Annotated in this window: 18 protein-coding genes; 2 read left to right on the forward strand and 16 right to left on the reverse strand. The window is 66.8% G+C overall.

Annotated features, from left to right (window positions below; genetic code table 11):
• Nucleotides 1–80: 80 nt before the first annotated feature.
• Both LQF10_RS04470 and LQF10_RS04475 read left to right on the forward strand, forming a co-directional pair.
• The gene (locus LQF10_RS04470; protein WP_231066297.1) at nucleotides 81–3,269 is read left to right on the forward strand and encodes a right-handed parallel beta-helix repeat-containing protein; all 3,189 of its coding nucleotides are present in this window, start codon (nucleotides 81–83) and stop codon (nucleotides 3,267–3,269) included.
• A 151-nt stretch (nucleotides 3,270–3,420) separates the two neighbouring features.
• Nucleotides 3,421–4,176 (forward strand): Rpn family recombination-promoting nuclease/putative transposase, encoded by a 756-nt coding sequence (locus tag LQF10_RS04475; protein WP_231066298.1) that lies wholly within the window; start codon nucleotides 3,421–3,423, stop codon nucleotides 4,174–4,176.
• 50 nt (nucleotides 4,177–4,226) lie between these two features.
• On the opposite strand, the gene LQF10_RS04480 is transcribed toward LQF10_RS04475, so the two are convergent.
• The 16 genes from LQF10_RS04480 to LQF10_RS04555 all read right to left on the reverse strand — a co-directional run bounded on the left by LQF10_RS04480 (nucleotide 4,227) and on the right by LQF10_RS04555 (nucleotide 23,732).
• Nucleotides 4,227–4,991, reverse strand: coding sequence for an SDR family oxidoreductase (locus LQF10_RS04480; RefSeq protein ID WP_231066299.1), 765 nt, complete (start codon nucleotides 4,989–4,991; stop codon nucleotides 4,227–4,229).
• Nucleotides 4,988–6,016 (reverse strand): zinc-dependent alcohol dehydrogenase, encoded by a 1,029-nt coding sequence (locus LQF10_RS04485; protein WP_231066300.1) that lies wholly within the window; start codon nucleotides 6,014–6,016, stop codon nucleotides 4,988–4,990. The genes LQF10_RS04480 and LQF10_RS04485 overlap by 4 nt, the downstream gene beginning before the upstream one ends.
• Complete coding sequence (locus LQF10_RS04490; RefSeq protein ID WP_231066301.1) at nucleotides 6,013–7,128, reverse strand: glycoside hydrolase family 88 protein; 1,116 nt, start codon at nucleotides 7,126–7,128, stop codon at nucleotides 6,013–6,015. Before LQF10_RS04490 ends, LQF10_RS04485 begins: the two co-directional genes overlap by 4 nt.
• A gap of 8 nt (nucleotides 7,129–7,136) precedes the next feature.
• A complete protein-coding gene (locus tag LQF10_RS04495; protein ID WP_231066302.1) occupies nucleotides 7,137–7,829 on the reverse strand; it encodes an SDR family oxidoreductase in 693 nt (230 codons plus the stop codon).
• A 20-nt stretch (nucleotides 7,830–7,849) separates the two neighbouring features.
• The gene (locus tag LQF10_RS04500; protein WP_231066303.1) at nucleotides 7,850–8,515 is read right to left on the reverse strand and encodes an RraA family protein; all 666 of its coding nucleotides are present in this window, start codon (nucleotides 8,513–8,515) and stop codon (nucleotides 7,850–7,852) included.
• Between the two features lie 106 nt (nucleotides 8,516–8,621).
• A complete protein-coding gene (locus LQF10_RS04505) occupies nucleotides 8,622–9,467 on the reverse strand; it encodes an AraC family transcriptional regulator (protein WP_159621415.1) in 846 nt (281 codons plus the stop codon).
• A complete protein-coding gene (locus LQF10_RS04510; protein ID WP_231066304.1) occupies nucleotides 9,464–11,692 on the reverse strand; it encodes an ABC transporter ATP-binding protein in 2,229 nt (742 codons plus the stop codon). Before LQF10_RS04510 ends, LQF10_RS04505 begins: the two co-directional genes overlap by 4 nt.
• A gap of 4 nt (nucleotides 11,693–11,696) precedes the next feature.
• On the reverse strand, nucleotides 11,697–12,869 hold the full coding sequence (locus tag LQF10_RS04515; RefSeq protein WP_231066305.1) for an ABC transporter permease: 1,173 nt from the start codon (nucleotides 12,867–12,869) through the stop codon (nucleotides 11,697–11,699).
• Entirely contained in the window at nucleotides 12,866–13,858 is a 993-nt protein-coding gene (locus tag LQF10_RS04520) for an ABC transporter permease (protein WP_159621418.1), read from the reverse strand. Before LQF10_RS04520 ends, LQF10_RS04515 begins: the two co-directional genes overlap by 4 nt.
• A 93-nt stretch (nucleotides 13,859–13,951) precedes the next feature.
• A complete protein-coding gene (locus LQF10_RS04525) occupies nucleotides 13,952–15,964 on the reverse strand; it encodes an ABC transporter substrate-binding protein (RefSeq protein ID WP_231066306.1) in 2,013 nt (670 codons plus the stop codon).
• 234 nt (nucleotides 15,965–16,198) lie between these two features.
• Nucleotides 16,199–16,780, reverse strand: coding sequence for an acyltransferase (locus LQF10_RS19455; protein ID WP_354002621.1), 582 nt, complete (start codon nucleotides 16,778–16,780; stop codon nucleotides 16,199–16,201).
• Nucleotides 16,777–18,003, reverse strand: a complete 1,227-nt coding sequence (locus tag LQF10_RS04535) for a hypothetical protein (RefSeq protein ID WP_231066307.1) — start codon at nucleotides 18,001–18,003, stop codon at nucleotides 16,777–16,779. Before LQF10_RS04535 ends, LQF10_RS19455 begins: the two co-directional genes overlap by 4 nt.
• Nucleotides 18,004–18,304: 301 nt before the next feature.
• Complete coding sequence (locus LQF10_RS04540; RefSeq protein WP_231066308.1) at nucleotides 18,305–20,290, reverse strand: heparinase II/III domain-containing protein; 1,986 nt, start codon at nucleotides 20,288–20,290, stop codon at nucleotides 18,305–18,307.
• 553 nt (nucleotides 20,291–20,843) lie between these two features.
• Nucleotides 20,844–21,419 carry an isochorismatase family protein gene (locus LQF10_RS04545; protein WP_231066309.1) on the reverse strand — a complete coding sequence of 192 codons (576 nt, stop codon included), beginning with the start codon at nucleotides 21,417–21,419 and terminating at the stop codon, nucleotides 20,844–20,846.
• Between the two features lie 55 nt (nucleotides 21,420–21,474).
• Complete coding sequence (locus LQF10_RS04550; protein ID WP_231066310.1) at nucleotides 21,475–23,232, reverse strand: alpha/beta hydrolase; 1,758 nt, start codon at nucleotides 23,230–23,232, stop codon at nucleotides 21,475–21,477.
• Entirely contained in the window at nucleotides 23,229–23,732 is a 504-nt protein-coding gene (locus LQF10_RS04555) for a hypothetical protein (protein ID WP_231066311.1), read from the reverse strand. Before LQF10_RS04555 ends, LQF10_RS04550 begins: the two co-directional genes overlap by 4 nt.
• Nucleotides 23,733–23,734 lie beyond the last annotated feature (2 nt).

Genomic DNA, 23,734 nt, shown 5'->3' on the forward strand with positions numbered 1-23,734 from the left:
TGGTCGTTGCCGCAATGGCGTCCGCGTTGGCCGTGCCCGCCGTTGTCGCTGGAGCGACAAGCGCAACAGGCGATGAGGCATTGGCAACTGTCGGAGTCATCGAGATCATCCGTGACGATGTCGTAGTGGCAAGCTATCCGACGATTCAAGATGCCGTCGACGCAGCCCAAGCCGGTGATGTCGTTCAACTCTCCGCAGGCACCTACTTCGAGAATGTGGTGATCGATGAGGTTCACGGCACAGCCAACGACCCGATCGTGATCCAGGCAGCACCAGGCGAGGAGGTCATCGTCAACGGAGCCGACCCGCGGCTGCTCGAACCGAATGACCTCTGGGAACACCATGGCGACGGTGTCTACTCGGTCGACGTTCCGTGGATGGGCGATGCCGACAAGAGTCTGGTCAGCTGGGTGACCCGCGACTCCGACACGCTGCTTGCTGCGCACTACGACATGGATATCTTCGACGAGGGGCCGCGAGGGGAAGACAAGAGCCATCGAGACGGCTCGACCCTATGGGTCTCCTTGGACGGAGGACAGGACCCAGGGGACATACCGATCAGCGTGGGAACTTCCGACGGGGTGTTCCGGGTGGAGAACAGCACCCACATCGCGATCAGTGGACTGACGGTCCGTGGCGGTGGCTTCGCCGGCATCTACCTCAAGGGCGACGGGTACCAGCACGTCACCATCGACGACATCGACGTCAGGAATGTCTTCCGGGGAGTCAGCACCGACGACGAGCAGGACGCCGGCACCCATGTGGAGGTTCGAGACAGTTCCATCACCAACGCCTGGCCCTCCGACTGGCTCTGGGACGGCTACTACGACTCCGGCTCATCCTCCGACGAACTGCTCGCCCCCATGCGCGCCCACGCGATCGTGATGAAGGCCTCCGACTCCTCGGTCCACGGCAACATCCTCGACGGTGGTTGGGATGGGATGCAGGTGCAGGGCCACGACATCCAGGTCTACGGCAACTCGGTCAGCAACATGAAGGACGACGGCATCGAACTCGAGAGCAACAACTCGGCCCGAATCGAAGTCTTCGAGAACACGTTCTGGGACACCTACGTCGGGTTCAGCATCGTCTCAGACTCACCCGGCCCCATCTACATCTACCGCAATACGTTCTCCACCAACAAACTTAGCTACTTCAAGCCCCGTGAAGGTCAGGACTGGCGCTACGGCTACTCGATCAAGAACGGTCGCGACTGGGGTGCAGGTGCCGAGAATGTCCGCGTCTACCAGAATTCCTTCTTCGATATGCGGATGTCGCTCTTCGATACGCAACGAGCCTACGAGTGGTCGAACTTCGAGTATTACAACAACATCTTCTACACGGTTGGTGAGCGTGATGAGGTCGGGACGCGGGAACGTGCGCAGTTCACCAACACCGAACTGGCTGCTGACGGGAACAACTGGAACGGCAACCTGTACTACAGCGAGCGGTCTCCGATGCTCTTCAACGATTGGGATGGGGAAGGGTCCTGCTCGACGATCCACGAATGTCGCCAGCTGAGCCCAGTATTTGAATCGCTAGGAATCCAGGCCGACCCGATGTTCGAGGACCTCGACACCACTCCGGGTGCCTACAACGAGCTCCGGACCATGCCCGGCAGTCCGGTTCGCGATGCGGGCACTACGACCCCGCAGGACAATGGCTGGCCCGACACGGTGACCGTGGCGGACGGCTCACCCGACATCGGGCGGTACGAACTCGCGAGCCCGCCGCCGACCGGCGCCGCGCCTCCTGCGCCGGATGGGCTGGAGGTCGATGAGGTCACTCCCTACCGCGTCACGCTCGATTGGGAAGGGGCCCCAGGGGAGGACATCCGCGGCTACAACGTGTACCGATCGACCGATGCCTCGTTCACCCCCGCTGCCGGGAACAGGATCGCGACCTGGGTGCCGGAGTCGACGTACACCGACCGTGACGGTCTCGTTGCTGAATCCACCTACACCTATGTGGTCTCGGCCGTCAGTGACGAGGGCATGGAGAGCGACTCGAGCCCTGTTTCGGCCCAGGTCCCGGAGGACGTCGTCCCACCTGCGACGCCGGGCGCACTGCTCGGGGCGTGGCAACCAGATGGCAGCATCGTTCTCGACTGGGCTGACAGCCCGGAGGAGGATTTCGCCGAGTACCGGATCTACCGGTCATCCTCGGCGGAGTTCACCGGGGCGGGCACTGAGCAGATCGCCACCGTGGATGCCGTCAGCCACTTCACTGACGATCAGCCATTGAGCTCGTCGGTGCACACGTACTGGGTCACGGCGGCCGACCAGGTTGGACTCGAGTCCGACCCGGTCCGGCTCCGGCTCGGCACCTCGCCCAGCGAGTACTCAGAGGTACTGCTGCTCGTGCAGAACACGACGCTCTCGGCAGCAGACGCCGAGCATACCGCCAGGTTGCGAGCCCTGGGCGCAGAGGTGACGATCCTCGACCACAATGGCCTGACAGGCGACGAGGCTGATGGCTACGACCTGCTGGTGATATCTCCGACGGTCTACGTCAGCAGGATCACCGATCGGTTCAACGATGCCGACGTTCCCGTGGTGCTCTCTGACTACGGCCTGCTGGACGAGATGGCATTCACCACAACAAGCGGTGTCAATCAGGAGCAAGGGACCTCGATGACAGTCGACTCGCAGGCCGGGGATCTCGCTGCCGGGTTGGCGGGCTCAGTCGACGTGACTGTGCGGCCCACGTCGCTTGGCAGCGGAGGGCCGCTGCCAGGGGCGCAGGTGGCAGCCACGTTCGCCGATGGGACATCTGGACAGTTCGCATACGAGACGGGCGTTCCACTCGCGGACGGGGTGCCTGCGCCGGAGCGACGAGCGTTCACATTCCTCATGGATCGTACGGCGCAGGTAGTGACCTCCGATGGGTGGGCACTCTTCGACGCAGCAGTCCGGTGGGCAGGTGAGCTACCCGTGGCGCCGGAGCCGCCTGTGGAACCCGCCGGCCCGGCGACGGACGTGCCGCGCGAGGGGCGTCTGTTCGCCAATCCCGCCGACGCCCGGGACGGTGACTTCACACTGACGATGTCGATCCCACACGGGCAGAACGCCCACACGGTGCGGCTCTTCGAGAACGGTGAACCGATCGCCGGTCGAGACCTTGTGGATGACACCCCGTGGTCGCAGCGGGCCTCGTTCCCGGTGACTGGCCGCGAGAACGGGCGCTACACCTACACCTGCGAGTTGGAGAACCAGCACGGCGTGAGCGAGTGCCGTGACTGGGACGCGCGCGTCACGTCCGCCGGGTAGGTGGTCGGCATGGACGGCCGCTGACGGGGGACTCGGGTGGAGTCCGGCAGTGCGATGCCTATGCAGGGGTCCTGGGATGAGACCCGTCCCGATGTCGGTGCTCCCTCGGGTGGTCCGGCAGGGTGGGGGTGGCAAGTTCTACGGTGCACGAATGGCGAACAGAAGTGAGCATCCCAACCCGCATGATGCGATGTTCCGGGCAGTCGTGCAGGAGCCGGTGCATGCAGCCTCGGTACTGGCTGCGGCCCTGCCTGAGCAGGTCACCGGTCGGTTGGACCTGGACGAGTTGCGGCTGGAACTGGGCAGCTTCGTGGACGAGGACATGCGTGAACGGCACACCGACTTGTTGTTCAGCACCCGCCTCAACGGCAACCCCGCACTGGTGTATGTCCTGGTCGAACATCAGTCCAGTCCGGACCAGTGGATGGCGTTCGGATGCTGGACTACGTCACCCGCATCTGGCGGCGCCACCTCGACCAGAGATCCGACTCAGGTCGTGGCCGGGAACCACACGACCAGCCCGACCGGCAACACCAGCACGATCAGCAGCCTCGGTGGGGACGAGTCACGGCTAAGCGGGTCCCTGGCGATGTTGCCACCGGTGTTGCCGGTGGTGATCTACCGGGGCACGCGGCGGTGGAATGCACCGACCAGCCTGGACGGGCTGTATGAACCCGTCCTCGAGGAAGCGTTGGGTGATCTGTTGCCGCGGCTTCAGTATGTGTTGCACGACCTGACCGGGGTGGACGTGCAGGAGTTGCTGGCGGCGCCATTGACCCCGGCGGCCCGGGTGGCGTTCGCGATGCTGAGCTACGCCCCGCGTCAGCAGCGCCTGGACCGGGTGCTGGCGGACTTCACCCCGGATGTGCTGGAGCTGATATCAACCCGGGCGGATCGGACGTCATGAGCGTTAGCATCGCGTGCGGCGTGATGCTGACGCTGTTGCTCGCACCGTCTTCAGCGCCCTAGCCAGCCGCCATCGACCGGCAGCACCGTGCCATGCACGTAGTCGGAGGCGGCGGAGGCGAGGAACATTGCGGCTCCGCCGATGTCGCCGCCCTGACCCCAGCGTCCCGCCGGGATCCGATCCAGGATCGCGCTGCTCCGGTCGGGGTCGTCCTGTAGCGGTTGAGTGTTGTCCGTGGCGATATAGCCGGGTGCGATCGCATTCACGTTCACCCTATGTGGCGCCCACTCGTTCGCCAGCGCCTTGGTCAGACCGGCAAGCCCGGACTTGGACGCGGTATAGCTCGGCACGTTCAACCCGCCCTGGAAGCTGAGCAGGGAGGCGGTGAAGATGATCTTCCCTCGCCCCGCATCGACCATCTGGGCACCGAACGCCTGGGCCAGGTGGAACTGGCTGGTGAGGTTGACCTCGAGCACCTCGTCCCACATCTGCACGCTGTGCTCGAGGCTGGGCGCCCGGCCGATCATTCCGGCGTTGTTCACCAGGATGTCCACTGGGCCGTCGCCCTGGACCCGCTCGACGAAGGCACCGACCGAGGCCCGGTCGGCGAGATCCACCTGGACGGCGGTGAAGCTCCGCCCGAGCGAGCGGACAGACGCACCGACCGCTCCGCCGTCGGTCTCCATCTGGGCAGAAGCCCCGACAATGTCGGCCCCCGCCCCGGCCAGGGCCTCGACGATCGCGCTGCCGATGCCGCGGCGTGCCCCGGTGACGACCGCCCGCTTGCCGGTCAGGTCGAACAGGTTCGTACTCATCCCTCTCCTCGGCAGTCCACCAGGACCTTCATCGCTCCGCCGGCAGCCAGCGCCTCGAACGCCTGTGGCGCACGCGTCAGCGGGATCACCTGACTGATCAACGGACGCACCGGGACCGAGCCGTCGGCGATCAGCGCGATCGCCTCCGCCATGTCTTCGCGGCGGTACAACCGTGCGCCGACCAGGGTCAACTCGCGCCAGAAGAACCGGTGCAGGTTCACTGGCTTCGGCTGCGGATGGATGGCCACGAGGCCCAGTCGCCCGCGCACGGCGAGCACGTCCACAGCGGTGTTGATGCCGGCGTCAGCACCGGAGACCTCGAAAGCCACGGCCGCTCCCGCACCTGCGGTCGCGGCTTCCACCCGGCTCACCACGTCCTCCGCTGTGGGGTCGATGACGTTGAGGGCAAGGCTCTCTGCGACTGCCCGGCGACCGTCGTCGATCTCCACCACCAGCACCCGCGCGCCTCGGGCGCGGGCGACCATGGCGATGAGTAGCCCGACAGGGCCGCCGCCCACGACGACCACGAACTCACCGGCCGCCACCTCTGCCCGCGTGACGTCGTGCACGGCGACCGCGGTCGGCTCCACCAGGGCGGCGGCATCGAGCGGCAGATCGTCGGGGAGCGGCACGAGGAGTTCCGCGGGCACGATCCAACTCGACTGCATGGCGCCCTCGGCGTCCACACCGAGGAAGTTCATCCGGTGGCACACATGATCGTGCCCGGCGGTGCAGGCAGGACAGGTGCCGCACCGGTCCGTGGGCATCACGGTGGCCGCTCGGCCCACGTCCCATCCGGTGACTCCGGCGCCCACTGCACCGATCCGCCCGGCAGTCTCATGACCGATCACGGCGGGCGGGTCCACGCGGGCATCCATCGACCCGTGCACTACGTGGAGATCGGTGCCGCAGATGCCGGTGTAGGCGATGTCGAGACGTACCTGTCCCGGTCCGGGAACTGGGGGAGTGCGCGGAGCCGTGGACACCACGCCGTCACCTTCGTACACGGCGGCCAGCGCGCTCACAGTTCTCCCATCTCCGTGCTCGGGTGCACGGCAGTCACGCCACGCCGGTGAGCCTCGGCCAGCGCGAGGATCAATGGGCCGAAGCTGTGCGGTTCATCGGTGTGCGGGCGCTTGAGCCGGACGTAGGCCGCGGGTGTGCCTTTCTCCTCACCTTCGCCTGGGCACAGGCACCCGGGGCAGGAACCTTCCGTTGAGGAGTCCGGGTTCACTCCGTACCGCACCACACCGTGCAAGCCGCGCTCGAACGGCTCCGCGAAGGTGGCCTCGTCGAGGATCCCCAATCGCATCCCGACTCCCACGCCGTAGACGAAGAGCGCCGAGCCGGACGTTTCCTCGTAGGCCGTCGGATCGGGGATCTCCTGACGCCACAGCCCGCGTTCGGACTGGTGCGGCAGCAAGGCATGGGAGAGAGCGACGAACCGGTCCACCAGTCCCTCATGGTGCTCACTGCGCGTGGGGTGGAACTCGAGCAACTCGGTCAAAGCCACGTACCCCCACCCGTTGCCCCGGCTCCAGTGATCGGTGGAGCGCACGCCAGGTCCCACGAAGTTCTTGCACTGGTGCAGCAGCCCGTTCGACGCGTCGAGGAACTCGTCGTACTGCGCGATGGTCTGGTGCACCGCCTCGTCGAGGTAGCGCTGCTCGCCGAGCGCCCGACCGGTGTGGACGAGGAACATCGACGTCGCCATCGCGGCATCGATCCAGATCCGTTGCCGTGCGGGTTCGCGCGGCATCACCACGATGCCCTGATCGTCACGCGGAGCGCACATCATCTCCTCGGCGTACTCGCGCACCAACTCGCGCCGGTCCGCCATCCGCCCCGTCGCCACGAGGTACGCCTGCGGGATCCCGCCGATCCGGTACGAGGGAAAGTTGTAACGGGGATGGTCGACCTCGTCCGGGAAGCGGCGCAGGATCGTTTCCACCCGCTCCCAGAGTGCGGCGTCGTCGGTGGCATCGGCCACGCGGGCGAGCCCGTGTATCGCGAGCAGTCCGTAGTAGTGCTTCACCTCGGCGATCGACTCGTAGTGGTGGTACAGGCCGACGGCGAGCTCGGCCGGGGCGCGGGCGGTCACCAGGTCTGTGGTCGAGGTGGGGTTCGGGGCTGTCACAGTGCGCCTCACGGGTAGAAGGGGGCGAGCTCGATCGAGCCGACCTGCACGCCGGGGCCGGCGCTGAGCACGAACATCAGGGCGTCGGTCACCTCCTCGGCGGACAGGAGCTTCGAGCGGTCGATGGGGCGGTCGCCCCAGAAGCCGGTGTCCGTGCCGCCCGGGGAGATGGCGCTGACACGGATCCGCTGTTCCTTGGCCTGCATCGCGAAGGCGCGTGTGAACATCTCCAGTGCCGCCTTGGCCGTGCAGTAGAGCGGAGCCACCGGATTCGGGTTCAGGCCTGCCACCGAACTCACGTTCACGATCTGCGGCGCCTCGCCGGCGGTGAGCAACGGGACGGCGTGCTTGGAGCACAGGAACGCCGTCGTGACGTTGGCGTTCCACACCGACTGATAGTCCTCCAGCGACGTCTCGGCGACCGGCCCGGGGATGGAGAGCCCGGCCACGTTGACCAGGGCATCCACCCGTCCGAACCGTTCCCCGACGGCGGAGAACAGGTCCCGTACCTGGTCCTCATCCGTGAGGTCGGCGGCCCGGGCGAGAACCCGGTCCTGGTCGAGCAGGGCGGCCGCAGCGTCCAACTTCGCCTGAGACCGGGAGGTGAGCGCCAACTGCGCTCCCTGGCCGGCCAACCGGGTCGCAAGAGCGGCACCGATCCCACCACCGGCGCCGGTGACGACGACGACACGTTCGTTCATGTCCATCAACTCTTCCCTTCTCAGAAGTAGCCGCCGCGCGCGACGACCTCCCCGGGGGATGCGCCCCCGGAGACCATGTCCTTGATCTCGACCTCGCTCCGGGCGATCTGCTCCGCCTCGACCAGAACGTCCTGGGCGAGGTCGCCGGGCACGACGATCACGCCGTCGACATCCGCGAAGATCAGATCGCCGGGCCGCACATGCACGCCGCCGATCTCGATCGGCTCTTGCCACCCCGTGATGGCGAACCGACCCATCATCCCGTTCGAGGTGCGGTAGCGGCCGAACACCGGGAAGTCCTGCGCGAGAACCTTGTCCGTATCGCGGATCCCGCCGTCGATGACGGCGCCCCGGCACCCCTGCCGGATCGCCGCCATCGTCATCACCTCGCCCCACTGCGCCGACTCGTCGTCGCCGTCGGTTGCCCACACACAGACTGTTCCGGGTGTGATCGCTTCCAGCATGGCGGCGCGTTCGGGCATGTCGTTGTGACCGTCGCGGTTCGGGCGACCGGCGATGGTGAACGCGAATCCGGCCACACGCATGCACTCCCGCAGCGGGACGATCGTGTGGGGGAGGGTCTGATCGATGAGCCCCTTCGATCTGAGCACATCATTGACCATCGCCGTGGTCACCTGCTCGTACCGTGTGCAGAGCTCGGTCGCGGTGTCCGCGGTCGCTGTCACGTGACTCTCCTGTCGTGATGGCACTGGTGCCGGTGTGGCCTTCATGCTTCCCCCTCCTGGGTCTGCCGGACCATGACCGGCCTCTCGATCTTTTGCACGGATCGCTTCATCGCTTCGTGTACTCGGATGGATTCGTACCGGTGACCTTCTTGAAGAGCCGGCTGAAGTAGTAGATGTCCGAGAAGCCCGTGCGCATGGCGGCCTCGGTGACGTTGCATTCCCCGCTGAGCAGCAGTTCCTTGGCACGGCTGATCTTGATCTTGTGGTGGTACTCCTTGACCGTCAGCCCGGTGAACTCTTTGAACAGAGCCCGGAAGTGGGACGGACTGAGCCCCGCTTGATCAGCGAGGGCGCCCACCGAGTAGGTCTGGTCGAAGTGCCGGCGCATCATCGCGATGATGCGCACGATCTTCTGCGAGTGCGGGCTGTACAGGTGAGGCTGTGTCTGTTCCCGGATCAGCGCATACAGGGCTGACATCACCAGCGCGCGGCAACGCACCCGGTAGCCGGGCTTCTGGTCGGCCCAAGCGACGTGCAGTTCCGGAAAGATCGCTGCGATCGAGTCGGTGAAGGCACCTCGCCAGTGATGGTTCATCGCGGCGATCTGGGCATCGATGTCACCGTGCAGGGCCACAGCATCGAAGCCGATGCCGATGAAGCTCCACGGGTCCTCGGGCACGCTGGCGCCGGTATGTGCGAGCCCCTTCGGGAAGAGCATGATGTCGCCCTGGCGTACCCGGTAGCGGCGACCGTCGAATTCGTAGTCGGCGGAGCCCTCCAGGGCGTAGACGAGAATGTGCGAAATCGGGTCCACATAGTTCCGGGCGGGCGTGTGCCAGCTCGGGATCCGGTCCCTCCGGGTCACGAAGTGGATGTCGGAGACGACGAAGTCGTAGAAGTCGGAGTAGATGTCGTCGGTGACCCGCCGGGGATCCGGTGCGAGCATCGTCATCGGTCTGCCTCCTGAGTTCCGGCGATCCCGGTCAGCTCGAGTTCGGAGTGCCGCAGGCACGCGGTCCGGTGCCTGCCGAAGTCGTCCTGGCCGTCGACCACGTCGGCCGTCGGCACCAGCGCAGGTGCCGCCCCGTCACACAGGCCGGCGACGGCGTGGCGACAGCGGGTGTGGAAGAAGCACCCGGCCGGGCGGTCGATCGGGTCGGGGAGATCGTCGGAGAGCCGGATGCGGCGGCCCTCGCCGCGGCGCGCAGGATCGGCGATCGGGACGGCGGAGAGCAGGGCCTCGGTGTAGGGGTGCTGTGGGTCGTCGAAGACCTGCCGGGTGTCGGCGACCTCCACCACCTTCCCGAGGTACATGACGGCAACCCGGTCGCAGACAGACTGCACGACCGACAGGTCGTGGGAGATGAAGAGATAGGTGAGGTCCAGCTCGTCCTGCAGGTCCTGCAGCAGGTTGAGGATTTGCGCCCGGACGGAGACGTCGAGCGCGGAGACTGCTTCGTCGGCGACGACGAGCTTCGGCTCGAGGATCAGCGCGCGTGCGATGTTCACCCGCTGGCGCTGACCTCCGGAGAAGGCGTGCGGGTAGCGGTCCATGTAGTCCGGTGACAACCCCACACGCCGCAGCATCTGAGCGACGCGGTCCTGCAGTTCCGAGCCGGTGGCCACGCGATGGGTGACGAGTGGCTCACCGATGATCTGCCCCAGCGTCATCCGGGGATTGAGCGAGGAGAACGGGTCCTGGAAGATCATCCGCACCTCACGCTGGTGAGATCGCAGGTCCCCGCCGTGCAGTCCAGCCAGGTCGACGACACCGTCGGAGTTGCGGTAGAGGATCTGCCCCTCGGTGGGGTCCTCGGCCCGCACGATGCACCGCCCGAGCGTCGTCTTCCCGCAACCGGACTCGCCGACTAGGCCGAGCGTCTCGCCAGGGCGGATGCTCAGGGACACGCCGTCGAGGGCATGCACATCGGCGCGGTGGCGGTTGAGGAACCCCGAACGCACGGGGAATCGCATGGAGACCTCGCGCACCTCCAGTAGCGGCGCAGACTCCGTCAAGTCTTTCCCCGCGGCACTGGTGACGTTCTCCGCGTTGGCGCGCTCCGCCGTCGTGGGGGTGGCTTCCTGGCGGAGGGTGGGAAGCCCCAGCTCGACCTCGGACCCGAGCGCCTCGGGGTCCCACCGGTGACACTCGATCAGGCGGGCGCCATCGTCAAGGGTGCGTGGCGCCGCCACCTCGCACAGGCCAGCCACTGCGACATCGCACCGTGGGTGGAAGCTGCAGCCGGTCGGCCGGTGGGCGCCGTGAGGGACGGTGCCGCGGATCGTGGTCAGGCGTCCGGCGCTGCGCCGAGTGTGTCCCAGGGTCGGGATGGACCCCATCAACGCACGCGTGTAAGGGTGGCGCGGATTCTCGAAGATCTCCTCCACGGTCCCCTGCTCGACCACCCGGCCCAGGTACATCACGGCCACCTCGTCGGCGATCTCCGCCACGACGCCCAGGTCGTGGGTGATGAACAGCACCGACATCCCAGTCTCGTCCTGGAGTTCGCGGAACAGGTCGAGGATGCGGGCCTGGATGGTGACGTCCAGTGCGGTGGTCGGCTCGTCGGCGATGAGCAGGGTCGGATCGCCGGCGAGCGCCATCGCGATCATCACTCTCTGGCACATGCCGCCCGACATCTGCCACGGGTAGGCATCGACCCGTGTGTGCGGTTTCGGGATGCCGACTCGGGTCAGCAGCTCGACCGCGCGCTCGCGAGCCTGCTGCTTGCTCATGCCCTGGTGCAGGCGCAGCATCTCCCCGAGTTGGGCTCCGACGGTGTACATCGGGGAGAGTGAGGCGATCGGTTCCTGGAACACCATTCCGATCTCCTGTGCACGCACGTGCCGGATGTCGGCGCCCTTGGGGTCCATGGCGGCCAGGTCCACGTGCCCCAGAGTGGGGCTGTTCCACCAGACGTGGCCGGCGTTGACGTGCCCGGGATGGTCCACCAGGCCGAGTACGGACCGGGCGGTGACGGACTTGCCGCAGCCGGACTCGCCGACGATGCATACGGTCTTGCCGGCCGGGACGGTCAGATCGACGCCGTGCACGGCCTGCACCATGCCGTCCCGGGTGGCGAACTGCGTGTGTAGCCCGCTGAGCTCGAGCAGTGGGTGCCCGGGGTGATGTCCGACGGCGTCCGTCGCCATGGTCGTGGCACTTTCAGTGGTCATGGGGTCAGCTCCGGTAGGGGTCGGCGGCGTCGCGCAGACCGTCGCCGACGAAGTTGAGGGACAGGACGGCGAGGACCACGGCCAGGCCGGGCAGGAGCAGCCAGGGAGCGTCCTGCAGCACGCGGAAGTTCTGTGCCTGTTCCAGCAGCACACCCCAGGAGATGGTCGGGGCCCGCAGCCCGAGCCCGAGGAAGGACAGCGAGGTCTCGGCAAGGATCATCGCGGGGATGGACAGGGTGAGTGAGGCGATCAGGTGGCTGGAGAAGGAGGGCAGCATGTGCCGGAAGATCACTCGCCTGCCACGTGCGCCGTCGAGCCGGGCCGAGACCACGAACTCCTCGGTGCGTAGCGAGAGGAACCGGCCGCGGACGACCCGGGCGAGGTCGGTCCAGGCCACCAGCGCCAGGATGATCGTGATCGCGAAGTAGCGCTGTGTCGTTCCCCAGTCGCGGGGGAGCGCGGCTGCCAGGCCGAGCCAGAGCGGGAGGGTCGGCAGGGACATGAAGAATTCCACCGCCCGCTGGATCAGGGTATCGGTGCGGCCTCCGACATAGCCGGAGATTCCTCCGAGCGTCACGCCCAGGCCGAACGCGAGAGCGACGCCCACAAGGCCGATCGTCATCGAGATCCTTGTGCCGTGGATGATCATCGAGAATAGGTCGCGGCCGAGCCGGTCAGCACCGAGCAGGTAGACCGCGTCCTCCGCATCGGTGGGGCCGATGAGGTGGCGGTCCCAGGTGACCGGCCCGATCACCGTGTACGGATCCCCCTCGACGAAGAAGCCCAGGTCGATGCGATCGTCCGGGTTCTCTGTATGGGTCAGGGCGAAGGTGTCGGGATCCTGCTCGAGCTCGTAGCCGTAGACGTGCAGGCCCCAGTCGCCGTCACTGACCAGGTGGAGCTGCTGCGGTGGTGCGTAGATGTAATCCGAGTCGAACGTGCTGGAGGAGTAGGGCGCCAGGAACGGTGCGAACAGGGCGACCGAGTAGAAGATGATCAGACCCGCCAGGCCGATCATGGCGAGCCGGTGGGAGCGGAACCGCCACCACACCAGTTGCCATTGGCTGGCGCGATCCTTGTCCCGCGCCTGCGGCGGTTCGGTGTCCTCGTGCGGCGTGAGCGCTCCGGGTGTGGCGGTGGCGGGGTTGTCGACGTCGGGGATCGTGGGGTGTGTCATCGGGCACCGAGCCTCACTCGCGGGTCGAGCCGCGCCAGAAGGATGTCGGACAGGAGGGTGCCGACCACGGTCAGCACGCTGACGATGAGGATGATCGCGCCGGCGAGGTACATGTCCTGGCTGCGCAGGGCGCGCAGTAGCAGCGGCCCGGTGGTGGGCAGGGACAGCACCTGGGAGACGATGATCTCTCCGGAGACGAGGGCGGGCAGGACCCAGCCGATCGTGGACAGGAACGGGTTGACCGCGACACGGAGCGGGTACTTGAGCAGGATCCGCCGTTCGGTCAGGCCATGGGCACGGGCGGCGACCACATACGGCTTGCGCAGCTCGTCCAGGAGGTTGGCCCGCAGGACTCGGACGAGACCGGCCGTCCCAGCCGTGCCGAGCACCACCATCGGTATCCATAGGTGGCCCAGCAGGTCGAGGAACTTCCCGAAGCTCCAGGGAGCAGAGGCGTACTCGTCCGAGAACAGGCCACCTACCGGCTGCCCGAACACCGTCAGCGCGATGTACATCAGCGCCAGCGCGAGCAGGAAGTTCGGAATCGCGACGCCGAGGAAGGCGATCGTGGTGGCCACGTAGTCGCCGATGGAGTACTGCTTGACGGCGGAGAAGATGCCGATCGGGAAAGCGATCGCCCAGGTGAACAGCAGGGTGGAGAACGTCAGCAGCATGGTGAACGGGAGCGTGCTGCCGAGCAGATAACCGACCGGCCGGTTCCACTGGAAAGAGTGACCGAAGTCGCCGTGGAAGACGATGTTGGAGATCCAGGTCCAGTACTGCACGTAGAAGGGCTGGTCCAGACCGTAGCGGTCCCGGAGCGCTTCGATCGTGGCGGCGTCCATGGACTGACCGTCCGCCTCCATCTGGGCGATCATCGTGGTGATGTAGTCGCCTGGCGGAAGCTGGATGATCGCGAACGCGACGATTGAGATCAAGATCAGCGTCGGCACCATGTACAGGAGCCTGCGGCCGATGAAGGTCAGCATCGAGAGGACCTCTTTCGTATGGCCTGGTCGTCTGTCAGGGACGGCCAGCCGGTCGGACGCCGCGCTGCGAGCGACGTCCGACCGGGTCGGGTGCTACTGAGCGAGGTAGTACTGCTCAGGGTTGGACAACGCTGGTGTCTTGACGCGGTAGCTGTCCGGGATGGTGGACGGCACGTTGTGGAAGTCATTGCTGACGATCCCGTAGCCGGCCCCGGGACGGACCGTCCCAATGTGGTAGAACTCCTCGGCCGTGATCTGCAGGAGCTGCTCCATCAGGTTCTGCTGCCCATCGGCGTCGGCGGTGCGGAGCAGCTCGTCATACAGTTCGAACTGTTCCTGCGTGGCCGCCGGAGGCTCTGCACCGTCTTCTCCGCCGGTGGTGTACCACTGCGCCCAGAGAGAGGCGAAGTCCGAACGGTCGGAGAGTGGTGCGTACCAGTACGGGTTCTGCGTCACGTCAGTACCGCCACCGGCCAGCCAGACCACGGCGTCGAAGTTGTTGCTGCGACGACGCTCCTCGAAGAGCGAACGGTCCATGGGATCGGGTGTCATCGTGATGCCGACATCGGCCCAGTCGTCCGAGATCAGTGCTAGGGCGTCCTCGAAACCGGGTAGGCCCGCGTGCTCGACCGAGAACGCGATCGGTTCCCCATCGGGGCCCAGCCGCCGTCCCTCGGAGTCACGCTCGGCGTAGCCGGCGTCGTCGAGGTATTGGTTCGCCAAGTCGACGTCGAATTCGGTGTATTGGGTGGCCATCTCCTCGTCGTAGAAGGGTGAGGTCGGCTGCGGGGACACCTGCGACGGCGTTCCCTGCCGTTGGTACACCGTGTTGACCAGTTCGTCGCGGTCGATAGCGTGGGAGAGACCGACGCGGAAATCGCGATTCGTGAAGATCTCGCGCATCTGGTCGTCTTCGTGGGTGAGGTTGAACATCACGACGAGCTCGTTGGCTAGCCCAGGAGCCAGCTCGAAAAAGTCGTAGTTGCCCTCGGGGCGTGCCTCGGCCAGTACTGGCTTATTCGCCGGCTCGTTGAAGTGCCGTGAGTGCATATCGATGTCACCCTGCATCGCAGCGGCGAGCATGACCTCGGGCTCGTTCATCACGGTGTAGCGCACCGCGTCGAGGTAGGGCAGCTGGTTTCCCGCAGTGTCGATCTTGAAGTAGTACGGGTTGCGCTCGGCTTCCACGCGGGACCCCGTACCGAGCGGCTCGGTGATCACCCACGGATTCATCACCGGAAAGTCGGTGTTCGTGTTGTAGTCGAACTTGGCGGCGAGCAGATCCTGCCAGCTGTCGTAGCCCTCGGACTGGACGAGGTCATCGAGATCGTCGTTGTACTGCGGGAGGTACTCCTCGAGGTAGTGACGCGGCGCGATCAGGGTGTTTGCCCCGGCGCCACCGCTCGCCATCGAGGAAAGGAACATCCCGTTGGGCTGGGCGAAGGCGATGGTGAAGGTGTAGTCGTCCTCGACCTGCAGAGTGGCGAGCTCGCCGTCATGCATCAGAGGTCCGGCGCCCAGGCCGCGGATCGAGGCCAGGTCCTCATCCGTCCACAGGTCGTTGAAGGCGAACTCGATGTCTGCCGTGGTGAACGGCTCACCGTCGGACCAGCGCATGCCCTCGCGCAGGGTGAAGGTGAACTCCTGGCCGTCCTCGCTCACCTCGTATCCAGCGGCGATGTTGGGGATCACTTCCGCGTCGCCGGGCGCCCCGGTCCAGTCCGAGGCCCAGCGGACCAGGCCCTCGTAGCCGATCGTCAGGTCCAGCCACACCTCGTCGCCGGGACCAGTCGTGGCGGTGCGCCACGTGCCCCCGTACTGGCCGATCTGTTCCGTGGGCTCGACGACCAGAGGATCCGCAGGGAGTCGTTCCTCCACTGGTGGGAGTTCGCCCGATTCCACGAGTTCCGTAAGCATCGGGGCCTCGCCACTGCTGGCTGGTTCGCCAGCTGAGCTCTCGCGTGGATCGTCCACAGGTTCACCGGTGCAGGCAGCGAGCAGCGCTGCAGTCGCGGTCAGTGCGGTGGCTGCAACAACGCGCCGGCGGCCCACGAGACCACGGGGGCGTGCGGCCGGTTGGCCGCCAGATGGTCGAAGTCGTGTCATGTCGGGCCTCTCTCCTCGTCGAGTTCGGGTCGAACAGCCGCCGCCGGAATCGCTGACCGATCGTCGCGATCGTCGTCATCGCTGGACGCGGTTGGGCACGGCGGCCTTGGTGACCTTCACTATGCCGAGCGCATTCGGCGTGACTCCATAGACCCGTTACCGCCTATTTGCACAAATCGCTGACGACGTTCGGCCATCGAAGCAGGGTGTTGTCCCCGGTGCAAGCTCTGGATGTCAGCGGGAACGGATGACGCGAGCCGGTACCCCGACGGCGAGACTGTTCGGCGGAATGTCCGAAGTCACCACCGCTCCCGCTCCGATGACGCTGCCGTGACCTATGCGGACGCCAGCCATCACGCTGACGCGCCCAGCCAGCCAGACATCGTCCTCGATCGTGATCGGGGCCGGTTCGACACCCTGGGTATGGATCGGGGCACCGGGCGCGAAGCGATGGTTCGCCGCGATGAGCATCACGTGCGGGGCGATCCGGACGCCGTCGCCGATCCAGATCTGCCCGCTTGGGTCTGCCCGGGTGCCGTAGCCCACGAGCACGGCATAGGCCTGCACGGAGCAGTCCTCACCCAGCCGGACGTTGCCTTGCACGACGGCGCCGGGTGCCACCGCGGCCCGCTCGCCCAGCACGATCTCGCCCCCTCGCGGGTGGATCCGCGCCTCGGGGTGGATCCGTACTGAGCCAGGTGCCGTGACGTGCTTGTGCCGGCGCATGCCTTGTCGACCGAGCCAGAGGAGGGCGCTCTGCCGCAGGCCGCGCGGTGGCAGCGAACTGTGTCCGCCGTCCAGGAGTCTCCAGCTCATTGCGGAACCGCGATCTCGATCAGTGCTGCGTCGCGTCCGGGCAGGCGGTTGCATAGGACTGCGCCCCCGCTGGGGTGGAACACCGGGTGCGCGTCGATCCGATGGGGCGATCGGCCTGGCGGATAGTCGCTGCCGCTGCTGAGCGGGAGGGGTGTGGTGGCGAGCACCTGCCCGTTCTCGCGGGAGATGAAGCAGACGCGGCCGTCGGGTGGGTAGTGGTCGGTGACGATCAGGTCGGGGTCGGTGGGGCTCACGCTCGGGTGGCCGCCTGAGCTGTGCGAGCTGATTCGCCGGTACCCACTGCCGTCGTAGCGCACCTCGGCCAGGCACATTGCATCGGGATCGTCCGGGTCTGGGCCGTATCCGATGAGGCGCTCGTTGTCGGGCTGCCAGGACCAGTGCACCCCACGCCGTCCGTGGGACAGGCTGACGGGCACATGTAGGTCGGTCAGGTCGCTTCGCAGCGTGACGACGTCCTTGATGCGTGGCTCGCCGCGGTCAGCGGGAACGCCGTTGTTGCCGTAGAAGAACAGCAGCCGCGAGCCGTCCGGGCTCCACCGAACACAGAAGACGAGCAGGGTGAGTCCGTCGTCGGCGCCCAAGCGGGCACGTGCTTCTTCGTCGGCAATGCGGATCCGGTCGCGGTCCGGGTGCTGCGCGAGTACCTCTGCCGCGTTCAGACGCAGCCGGGCGGATGGTGGGTCGAGGCTGTACTCGAACAGCCCGTGGGCGTCACGCTCCTGGATCGGGACCGGCGAGAGGTCCGGGCGGTAGGAGCCGTGGTGATCGGTGGCCTGGAGCATCCCGAGCAGTCCTGAGAGCAGCGGACCGTCGTTCGGGGTGCCGCCATCCATCGACCCCTCGACCACGTCCTCGGCGCCGGTCTGCAGGTCGCGGCGGAAGAATCGCGGTGAGTCCGGCGTGGCCGAGCCGTAGAAGACTGCTGAGCCGTCTGCGCTCCATGTCTGCCACCGCCCGGTGTGGAAGAAGGAGTTGTCTGTCGGGCCGGTCCCGAACCGGTCCACCTCGTGGCCGTCGGAGTCCAGCACCACGACATGGCTTTCTCCGCGCTCCAGGTCCGCGCCGGCTGCCAGGATCATTCCGCTGCCGTCCGGGCGGTACGGGCTCACGGTGTAGTAAGCGTGGACCAGCCACAGCCCCGGAACGGAGATCCGGCGTATGATGTCCGCGGGCGGGGCGTTGTGCAGATCGGCTGTGTTCACCTCAGTGATCATGCGTTCCTGGCTGTGCGATGTCCATGGACGGATCCCGGAGCGTTTGCCGCTTCTGCTGCTGGTGTGAGCACCGGGTACGTCCTGTCCTTTCGGCAGCGATTCATGCAAACCGTCCGGAGCTGCTCAGTGATCAGCATCCATGCTGGCCGGCGGGCGTAGGCCGCAGCGGCCGTGCGAGACAGCGAACCGGGCTGTCCGAGTAGTTGTCCCAATCGATGACGACGTCCACTCACCGGGGCGTTGCACTCACACCTGGCTGGCATTCGCGCTTGGTGATATGCGGCCGACGTCAGTACGACCTGATCCTTCCCGAGCTGACGTCCGTGAGCGTCGGTGCACCGTCGTCAGTCAGTTGGAGGCGCCACAGCGGCGAGCCGCCGTTGCTGATCTCGATGCCATCGCCGAATGAGCCGGTCGCATGCCACGCCCGGATGGCGCTCTCCTCGTCCATCAAGACGGAGTACACCGCCAGATGGGACGTCGTCGGTCGGGCGGTCGTCAGCGTGTAGCGAGATCCTGCGCCTTCCCGGGACTGCCCGCGCTGATTCGGCTCCGGGTGGTAGACGTCGTGCATGTAGGTCCAGCCTCGTTGCAGATCGCCGACGTTCGGGCCTTCTGGCGACTGTGAGGCGACCTGAAGGAGCTTCAAGGCTGCGTCCCTTCGCCGGAAGACCAGGCGGGTGTGCGAAGCGACGTTTGTCTGTAGCGCGTTGTCCCGGTTGTTCGCGATGAAGTGAGAGCGCACGTGAACCGGTTCGCTCGCCTCGATCCGGTCGATGATCAGCACGATGTTTGGGAGGATCGCCAGCCAGGTGCGCTCGGCACGAGTGATCGGCTCACCGTATGCCGACGCGGCGTCGGCACGTACCGCTGTCACCTGACCGTCGTCGGTGAGTAGTGTTCGCCTGTTCGAGGGGCTGTTCGCCGTGGTCGGCTTCGTCTGCTCGAGAGGGTGACCGTCCGCCGTCGTGAACGTCCACGTGCTGTGCGAATCGGTGGCAGCGGACGCGCGATCGGCCTGGAGCCGGTACGTGCAGTGGCCCGGGTCGGCCAGTATCCGCTCGCCGCGATAGATCACCATGAAGCTGTTCTCGTCGCAATGGCGATGCGAGGCCGTGCGGAGCTGCTTGTGACCGGCTTGCATACCGAGCACGGTGGCGTCGTCACGCCAGTCGTCACGGGTGATGACCGGTCCGGCGGCGAACCCGCGAGTGCGCGACAGGCCTGCATCCTCCGGTCCTATCGCCTCGGCGGCCTCGCTCAGCAGTACGAGGCTGCGCCACCGATAGTTGTTGAAGAAGCCGAAGGTGTCGCCGCCGACCGAGGCCAGCGCGGGATCGGCATAGGTCGTGTCGAAGAGCCACCGGGCGAGGCCCGCCTCGGTCGGGTGTGAAGCTCGCGATCGTGAGGCGACGTGCAGCAGGAGGTCACCGGACGGGCGGAACAGGGCGGCTGAGTCACCGAAGTTGAGCGCCCTCGGGTAAGCGCCCGGACCCCAGCCGGGCGTCGGTTTCATGGCGAGGTGGGAGTGGACAGCCCAGGGAACGACTCGCGTGTACGCGGCGACGTCGAGCCGATCGGCCAGGCGCGGATCATGAGCGAGGAGAACATCGCGCGTGTGGGCCAGGTGCACGCTGGCGTAGTTCCAGTACTGCAGCGATTCGTCATAGGAGTCCGCCTGGTACAAAGAGTGGGCATTCTGGTAGTGCTCGACTGACGCTTCGATGGCCTCGGTGTCATCCAGCAGGACCGCCGTGGTCGCAAACCCGGCGAGCAGCACCATGAACCAGTTGTTCCCGGATCGATGCGGCAGGGCCGTGCGGCATGGTTCGTGGCAGTGGGATCGCAACGCCACGCGGATCCGCTCCTGCTCGGTCCGGTCGAAGAGGTCGGGGCAGAGCCACAGCGCTGTGGCGAGGGCGACACCGATGTGTGCCGTTTCCAGCATGCCTTGGGGAGGGTTCTCACGGCGCCGGAAGAACGGGCCGATCCAGTCGTCCGTCGGGCGATCGCAGATCGCGAGGACTTCGTTGCGGAGCCACTCGCCCCGCTCGGCCGAGGGGTCCATCCGCTGGATGAATGCGACGTCGGTGAGTCGTTCCCACACCACATGACGCCAGTCCATCGCGCCGCCGTCATCGGCCGGAGTGGCGACTCCCTGTGCCGCCGACCACCGGTCTGCTCGCCTCTGGAGGTGGTCGTACAGGTCGGCGGGCTGCCCTGGTGTGGCGATGGCACGGCGTACGCGCGCCTCGTCCTCGGTTGAGAGCATCATCGGCTCGAGGGCACCCTTCAATCGATGTGCGTGTCGTAGCCAAGTATCTGTACGGCCAGCGGCAACCGCCATTGACCCTCTGACGCTTCTTTGTCTGATCAGACGACGTGGATGGCCCGTCCTGCGCGGCCACAGTCGCGCGCGATGGCATCTCGGCCCGTGCTCCATGGACGAACCAAGGACGTGGTCCAGGCCCCGAACGTCGGCGGCGGGCTGACAGCCTTGGGCGCGGGCTGAGAGGTCATCGCGGTGACGAACTATCCACAAACCCCCTGGGAGCACTCGGGCGCGCTGAGAGTGCTGGGTCCTACGGTGCCCAGATGGTGAACCGGGGAGAGCGGCATAGCCCACATGATGCAAGGTTCCGCACCTGAGTGCTGTCCAGGCCAAACTCGGAGCGCGCAACCGGGTGGATGTGGCCGTGCTGGCCGAGCGGGCGGGCCCTCTCGCAGGATTACACCAGGCGCCACGACGATCGCCTGACATACCCTAGGCAGGCTGACTCACCGCGACCGGTCGGTCACACTGCTACACCTGTGTCAAACCGCGGACGTCAGCCGCCCGACGCCTCGAGCACGACTCCCGCAGCGGCCATCGCCTCCCGCGCTGCCTCACCGAGTTCCTCGCTGACGGGCGCCGTCAGGTCGGTCAGCACCCGGGTGGCGAGGTGATGCTTGACGGCATCCAGCGCCGTTTCCTTCACGCAGTGCGACTCGGCCAGCCCGACCACATCGACCTCGGTGATCTCCGCCTCGGCGAGGATCGTGGCGAGCGGATGGCCTTCGGCATCGGTGCCCTCGAAGCCTGAGTAGGCGGCGGCGTAGGCGCCCTTCTTCACCGATGCATCCGGGGCCAGGTCAGCCAGGGCCGGGTGCAGCTCGGCCTCGGCGGTGCCGGCCACGCCGTGCGGTGGCCAGGTGTCGACGAAGTCCGGAGTGTCCGAGAAGTGCTCGCCCGGGTCGAGGTGCCAGTCCTGTGTAGTCGCCACGAGGTCGTAGTCGTCCCGGTGGGCCGCCGCATAGGCCGCGACACGCTCGGCGACGGCATTGCCACCCTGGACGGCCAGCGCGCCACCTTCGCAGAAGGTTGGCTGCACGTCGACAACCAGGAGCGCGCGATGCGTGGTCATGGTCACTCCTTTCGTCCGTGGGAAGTGGTCCTCCTACTGTGCACCCGCAGCGCCGTCATCGGCCACCGAAGGTGCCGTGCGTATCCGAGCGCCCCGGCACATCGCTGGTCGGATCGCGGCCGAACTCCGGGTCCGTGGCAGGGCCCCACCACCGGTCGTAGCTGTGGTCGGCCTCGACGATGCTGTCGCTGTGGCCGTCGACGATCCGGCCCAGGTTGTACAGCGACTCGGAGTCATGGTCGTAGTAGTTGCTGTGCTCACCGAAGTCGTACGTGGAGCCGCGGCCCTCGGACTCGGCCTCGAACCTCGTGGCCCCGAAATCCGCCGACGATGGGTCGACGCCGAGCCCACCCGGGTTGTGCCACGCGCCTTCGTCGCCGAACAGCGCCACCGGGTCGCGGCTGTTGCGTCCCACGAAAACGTGATCCGCGCCGACGCTGAAGTCGTCGGCGGTCTCGGCCGGGCCCGCACCTGGGCTGCCGATCAGCGCCACGTTGTCGGCATCGAGGTCATGTTCGGTCGCGGCATAGGAGGTGGTGGTGGAGCCGTAACTGTGGCCGATCACCGTCAGGTGCGCCGTATCTGCCCGGGAGGCGCGGAGGGCGTCGATGGCATCGGCGAGCCGACCCCCGCCGTCTTCGGCCCGTCCGGTGGTGAGGGTGTCCACGTCCACAGCGCTCTCGGGGGTGTCGTAGCCCAACCAGAACATGCTCGCGACCGACGAGCCGTCCCCGCCGTACCTCGCTGACTCGTACAGGTTGCTCGCCTTCGTGGCGTACCCGGGGGCATCAGTCATCTCCGTGGTGATCCCCGGTACCTGCACGGCCACATCGGTTGCGGTGTCCAGATCACCGACCGCGACGGCGATCCGTCCGTCGCCGTTGAAGGCGCGGGGGTCGTAGAGCCACAGTGTTCCGCCCGCCTTCTGTCCGGAGATGGGATCGGTGAAGTCGTCGAGCTGCTTGAGCGCCTCCTGCGTGGCGCGAGCATTGGTGAGCGTTTTCTGCCCCGTCTCGGTGATCGTGCCATCGCGCTCTTTCGCCGACAGCGTGGTGAGGTCTCGCTCGAGCAGGATGCGGTTGGCGGCGTCGCGTGCCGATGCCGGGAGCCCGTCCCCCGAGCCGATCAGCTCCGGGAGGGCCTCGATCGCTGCCTCCCGCTCTTGTGTCGTGAGATTCGCCCACCACGAGGCGCGATCTGCCGCCGAGACGGTGCCCGGCCAGAGCTGAACCACGGCGAGGACACGTTCGACGAGGTTCAGTTCGAGGTCACCGTCAAGCGGGGCCGAGGCGAGGATGGCGGCGAGCGCCTCCTCGCTTTCGGTGATCTCGCTGACCAAACTCTGCTGCTGCGCCGCGATCTCGGCGTATTGCGTAGCGAGAAGCTGTGCTCGGTCACGAAGATCGTCGGCGGCAGCGTCCGTCGGATCTTCGATGGCCGAGAGCGCATCCAGCAGTGCGAAGCGTTCAGCGTCAGCAGTAGCGCCGAGTTCGGTTAGCTTCTGCCGTTCGGCGAGATGGGCACGGCGTCTGCCTGCGAAGGCGTCGACGCCGTCCGCCGCCCCCCGTAGCGCCGCGGCGGCGTCGGCATGGGCGCGGCCGGCAGTGGTGATGCGGCGCTGATAGGCCAGGAAGGCGATCCCGATCCAGGAGTCGCCCAGTTCGGAGAGCCGGGCAGCAGTGTCCGCGGCACCCTCGCACCGGTCGGCGAGCGAGGACAGATCGGCCGCGACCTGCTCGCACTGACCGGGGTTCCCCTCGAGCTCGGGCAGCATGGGGACCGCGTCGGGGACCTGGATACCGAGTGCGCTCATGGCGCACCTGCCGGTGTCCGGACGCGGAGCACGGTGCGCAGCGACTTCGGTACATGAACGAGCGCGAGCGTCGTGCCGGCGCGATCGGCGAGAACTCTCGGGTAGCCGGTCGCTGGTACGAGAACTCTCCACCGCCGGTCGCGCAGGTCATCGGCGGCGGCCCGGAGCGTGGTGGACTCGATGGCCGTACCGGCGAGGGTGAGGGTGCTCTCCCGGTGCCGTTCGTGAGGCGTGCCGACCCAGCGGTGCTCAGCCTCCGGTGCGGTTCCGGGCACCAGGGCCGACCACAGATCAACCACCACTCGGTCGAACTCTTCCTCCGAGGTTTCCCTGCGGGGCGGTGCCACCTCTGCTGCCGCGTCCGAGGATCCGGCGCCCACACCCAAGGATCCGCGGTCCTCGACGAGCACGAGATCGATATCCGGGTGCCGGGCACGGACGGTGCTCCAGAATGGGTCGTCAGCAACCAGTCTCGCGGCCTCAGGTCCCCTGTTGCGCATGC

This window comes from Ruania halotolerans, assembly GCF_021049285.1.
Classification (GTDB): Bacteria; Actinomycetota; Actinomycetes; order Actinomycetales; family Beutenbergiaceae; genus Ruania; species Ruania halotolerans.

What these genes read in the sequence shown, in the direction of transcription:
- LQF10_RS04475 (WP_231066298.1), top strand. Translation starts at nt 3,421, where the DNA reads ATGGCGAACAGAAGTGAGCATCCCAACCCGCATGATGCGATGTTCCGG.
- LQF10_RS04480 (WP_231066299.1), bottom strand. Translation starts at nt 4,991, where the DNA reads ATGAGTACGAACCTGTTCGACCTGACCGGCAAGCGGGCGGTCGTCACC.
- LQF10_RS04495 (WP_231066302.1), bottom strand. Translation starts at nt 7,829, where the DNA reads ATGAACGAACGTGTCGTCGTCGTCACCGGCGCCGGTGGTGGGATCGGT.
- LQF10_RS04505 (WP_159621415.1), bottom strand. Translation starts at nt 9,467, where the DNA reads ATGACGATGCTCGCACCGGATCCCCGGCGGGTCACCGACGACATCTAC.
- LQF10_RS04510 (WP_231066304.1), bottom strand. Translation starts at nt 11,692, where the DNA reads ATGACCACTGAAAGTGCCACGACCATGGCGACGGACGCCGTCGGACAT.
- LQF10_RS04515 (WP_231066305.1), bottom strand. Translation starts at nt 12,869, where the DNA reads ATGACACACCCCACGATCCCCGACGTCGACAACCCCGCCACCGCCACA.
- LQF10_RS04520 (WP_159621418.1), bottom strand. Translation starts at nt 13,858, where the DNA reads ATGCTGACCTTCATCGGCCGCAGGCTCCTGTACATGGTGCCGACGCTG.
- LQF10_RS04525 (WP_231066306.1), bottom strand. Translation starts at nt 15,964, where the DNA reads ATGACACGACTTCGACCATCTGGCGGCCAACCGGCCGCACGCCCCCGT.
- LQF10_RS19455 (WP_354002621.1), bottom strand. Translation starts at nt 16,780, where the DNA reads ATGAGCTGGAGACTCCTGGACGGCGGACACAGTTCGCTGCCACCGCGC.
- LQF10_RS04540 (WP_231066308.1), bottom strand. Translation starts at nt 20,290, where the DNA reads ATGATGCTCTCAACCGAGGACGAGGCGCGCGTACGCCGTGCCATCGCC.
- LQF10_RS04545 (WP_231066309.1), bottom strand. Translation starts at nt 21,419, where the DNA reads ATGACCACGCATCGCGCGCTCCTGGTTGTCGACGTGCAGCCAACCTTC.
- LQF10_RS04550 (WP_231066310.1), bottom strand. Translation starts at nt 23,232, where the DNA reads ATGAGCGCACTCGGTATCCAGGTCCCCGACGCGGTCCCCATGCTGCCC.
- LQF10_RS04555 (WP_231066311.1), bottom strand. Translation starts at nt 23,732, where the DNA reads ATGCGCAACAGGGGACCTGAGGCCGCGAGACTGGTTGCTGACGACCCA.